Origin of the sequence: Arenimonas sp., from assembly GCF_019459675.1 — a bacterium.
GTDB lineage: Bacteria > Pseudomonadota > Gammaproteobacteria > Xanthomonadales > Xanthomonadaceae > Arenimonas.
Window position 1 is genome coordinate 1 of sequence record NZ_JAIBFH010000124.1, and the last position, 3,258, is coordinate 3,258.

Consider the following 3,258-nt stretch of genomic DNA (forward strand, 5'->3'; position numbering starts at 1 on the left):
GCGGGATCCGGAAATCACCCTCGGGATGAAGCGCGGCCGCCTCGGTGCAGGCCTGCAGCCGCGACTCGATGACGTGGATACCCCAGGCAATGCTGGCCGGATCGCGGCCGTCCAGGCCAATGGGCTCAAACCCATTGAGACGCAGGTGGCGATACAGCCAGTCCTCGCCGCCCTGCTGTTCGATCTGGCTGCGCTGCTCGATGCGCCGGCCGTTGAGGATCATGATGGGCGCGACCAAGCCCGAATCATCCGGGCGCCACCAGCGCGGCGCCCAGTCGCCACCGCGCTGCTCCTCGAAGGCGCCATCGCTGACAAACGCGACCAGCCGCTCACCGGGCAGCGGCGCGTGCACGTAGTGCAGCTCGGCAAAACCGAGGTACCCGCCTTCCTGCAGGCCGCCGGCGGTGTGGGCGTTGACGTGCGAGCCCAGCGGCGAGGCTGGGCGTCCTTCAGGCGTGAGCGCGTAGGAGTAGAAGTCGCCGACGAACCGCGCCAGGCGCGGCTCGTCCAGGCCGTAGCGGGCCGCATGCGCCGGGCTCATGTTGTCCACGATCACGTTGAGCGCATCGATCGCCGCCACGCAATGCCCCTGGCCCATCATCCAGGCGCGGGTCCTGCCGTCGAGCGCATTCATCGCCAGGTAACCGGTGTAGGCCGGCACCATGTTCAACGCGCCGCCGGTATGGCCCTCGGGCTGCGGCTTGAAGTCCTCGGCGGCCATCGGACTGCCGTCGAGCCGGACACGCTGGGCATAGGTCATATGCGCCACCAGCCACATGCCAGCGCTGGCGATCCGGTCGGCCGCGCTCAGGCGACGGTAACCGGTCTCCACGTCAGGCAGCGCGCCGGTGGCGACCAATTCTTCGAGCATGGCCCGGACGCGCAGTTGCGTGAGTGGCGAGTGCGCGATGACACCATAGCCGGCGGCCCACGCGGCGAAGGCCGGCTCGGCCTGGGCATAGCGCCGGGCCAGTTGGTCAATCCGGTGCTGGTCAATGGCGCTGATGGCGCTGGCGGGACAGGTCAGGTCGTTCATCGAATCTCCAAAGCAAAGGCGGAGCGGTGACTGCATCAATCAAGGGGCGGCAAGGGACGGTGTGCGCTCGGCGAGCAGTGCCTCGCAGGCCACGGCCAGCGCCGGCGCCATCGCGATGGCATTGCAGGCCGGGTGGGGAATGGTGTCGGTGCTGACGACGCGCTGGGCGCCAGCGGCAAGCAGGCGCTCGTAGGCGTCCTCGGAAAACACCGCGTGGGTGACCAGGCACGTCGCCGGGGGCAAGCCCAAGGCGGCCAGGTGTTTGAGGGTTTCGATCATCGTGTGGCCCGAGGAAACGATGTCATCGACCACCACGGGCGTGCGGCCTCGGGCGGCGACGGGATCGGGCAAGCTGACGCGCACGGCGCGATCGCCCTCCCGGATCTTGGCCAGTACCTGGAAAGGCACCTGCGCCCGGGCGGCGATGTCGCCGACCCATTGCGCCGATTCGCTGTCGGGGCCGATCAGGATCGCGTCGGGGACGTTGGCCTGCACCCACGCCGCCATCGCCGCCGCCGCGGCGACATGGCGGGTGGGGATGGAGAACAACCCGTCCAGGCGCGGATTGCGATGCAGGTGCGGATCCACCGTCACCAGCCAGTCGACGCTTTGCTCCAGGAAGCGGGCAAAGATCGGCGCGCTGATCGCTTCGCCGGGATGGAAGCGGGTGTCCTGGCGCATGTAGGGCAGGTACGGGGCCACCAGGCCGACCGAGCGGGCGCCGAGTTGGCGGGCGGTCTCGGCGACCAAACGCAGCGCCAGCGCGACCGAGTCCACATTCCTCAGTCCGGCCACCACCACCACGTCGACTCCGCTGAGCCGGGCGTCAAGCGTGATCAGGGATTCGCCATCGGGGAACCGGCGCCAGCCTACGGGTGCCACGCGTGCCTGCAGGCGCGCTCCCAGTTCGACCGCCAAGGGCTGCAAATCGGGGAAGGGGATCAGGACGCGGCTCATGGGGCCTCCAGGGACAGGATGTCGGGGTGCGCGTGGGCGTAGGCCAGGGCGTAGTCGCGCTCGCCCGGGGACTGGGCGTGCACGGTGTACAGCGGCTGCCCGGCCACGACCGGATCGCCGAGGCGCAAGCTGCAGACGAGGCCGGCCAAGGCCGCGCCTGGCGCGCCGGCCAACTTGGCCACTTTCGCCAGACGCCGGTTGTCGATCGCGCGGATGCGCCCGGCGTGGGTGGCCAACACCGGCGCCTGGAAGGGTGCTTCGCCCGGCTCGCTGAAGCCGCCTTGCGCCTCACAAATGGCCAGGAACTTGGCCCAGGCGCGGCCCGAGGCCAGCGTCTGCGTGGCCAGGGCCAGCCCCTGGCCCGGCGGCGTGCCCGGCGCCAGGTCCAGCAAGGCGCCGGCGACGGCCAAAGCCCGCGTGCGCAGGTCGGCCGGGGCCTCGGGCGCGCCGCGCAGTACGGACAACACATCGCGAGCCTCCAGCGCCGGGCCGATGCCCACGCCGACCGGCTGTCGCCCGTCGGTGCGCAGGACGGCGAGCGTCAGCCCCATTGCGGACGCGGTGTCGGTCAGCCGTGCTGCCAGTGCTTGCGCCGCGCCGTCGGACCGCACCTTGGCGGTGGGCCCGACGGGCATATCGATCAGCACGTGGCTCGCGCCGGCGGCGACTTTCTTGGACAGCACACTGGCGACCAGTTGCCCGTCGCTGTCGAAGTCCAGCGGTCGTTCGACCCGGATCAGGACATCGTCGGCCGGACTCAGGCGCACATTGCCGCCCCAGACGATACAGCCGCCTTCGCGTTCGACCACCCGCCGCATCGCCGCCAGATCCAGCGCCACCGGCGCCATGACTTCCATCGTGTCGGCGGTGCCGGCCGGCGACGTGATCGCCCGCGAGGAGGTTTTGGGGATGCGATGCCCCAGCGCCGCGATGATCGCGACCACGATCGGGGTGGTGCGATTGCCCGGCAGGCCGCCCACGCAGTGCTTGTCCAGCACCGGGCCGCCGCCCCAGTCCAGGGTCTGGCCCACGGCCACCATCGCTCGAGTCAAGGACAGGGTTTCGCCATGGTCCAGGCGTTCGCCGGCGCAGGCGGTCACGAACGCCGCCAGTTCGATGTCCGAAAGCCGGTTGGCGGCCGTATCACGCATCAGGGCCAGGCAATCTGCGTCGCCCAGGCGCGCCCCGAACACCTTGGCGCGCAGGGCGCCGGGCGCGGCGGGCGGGGCGGGGTTGGGGAAGGTGGGGTTGGCGCCCGCCGAGGG

At 70.8% G+C, this 3,258-nt stretch carries 2 protein-coding genes and 1 pseudogene; all 3 read right to left on the reverse strand.

Annotated features, from left to right (window positions below):
• Positions 1 to 1,036 (reverse strand): annotated as a pseudogene (locus K0M70_RS04470) (xylulose 5-phosphate 3-epimerase); the annotation flags it as partial.
• 39 nt (positions 1,037 to 1,075) lie between these two features.
• Positions 1,076 to 1,993: a ribose-phosphate diphosphokinase gene (locus tag K0M70_RS04475; protein ID WP_290779816.1), complete on the reverse strand. Its 918-nt coding sequence runs from the start codon at positions 1,991 to 1,993 to the stop codon at positions 1,076 to 1,078.
• Positions 1,990 to 3,258 (reverse strand): thymidine phosphorylase family protein (locus K0M70_RS04480; protein ID WP_290779819.1); only part of this gene is annotated, 1,269 nt, incomplete at its 5' end. The genes K0M70_RS04475 and K0M70_RS04480, both read right to left, overlap by 4 nt.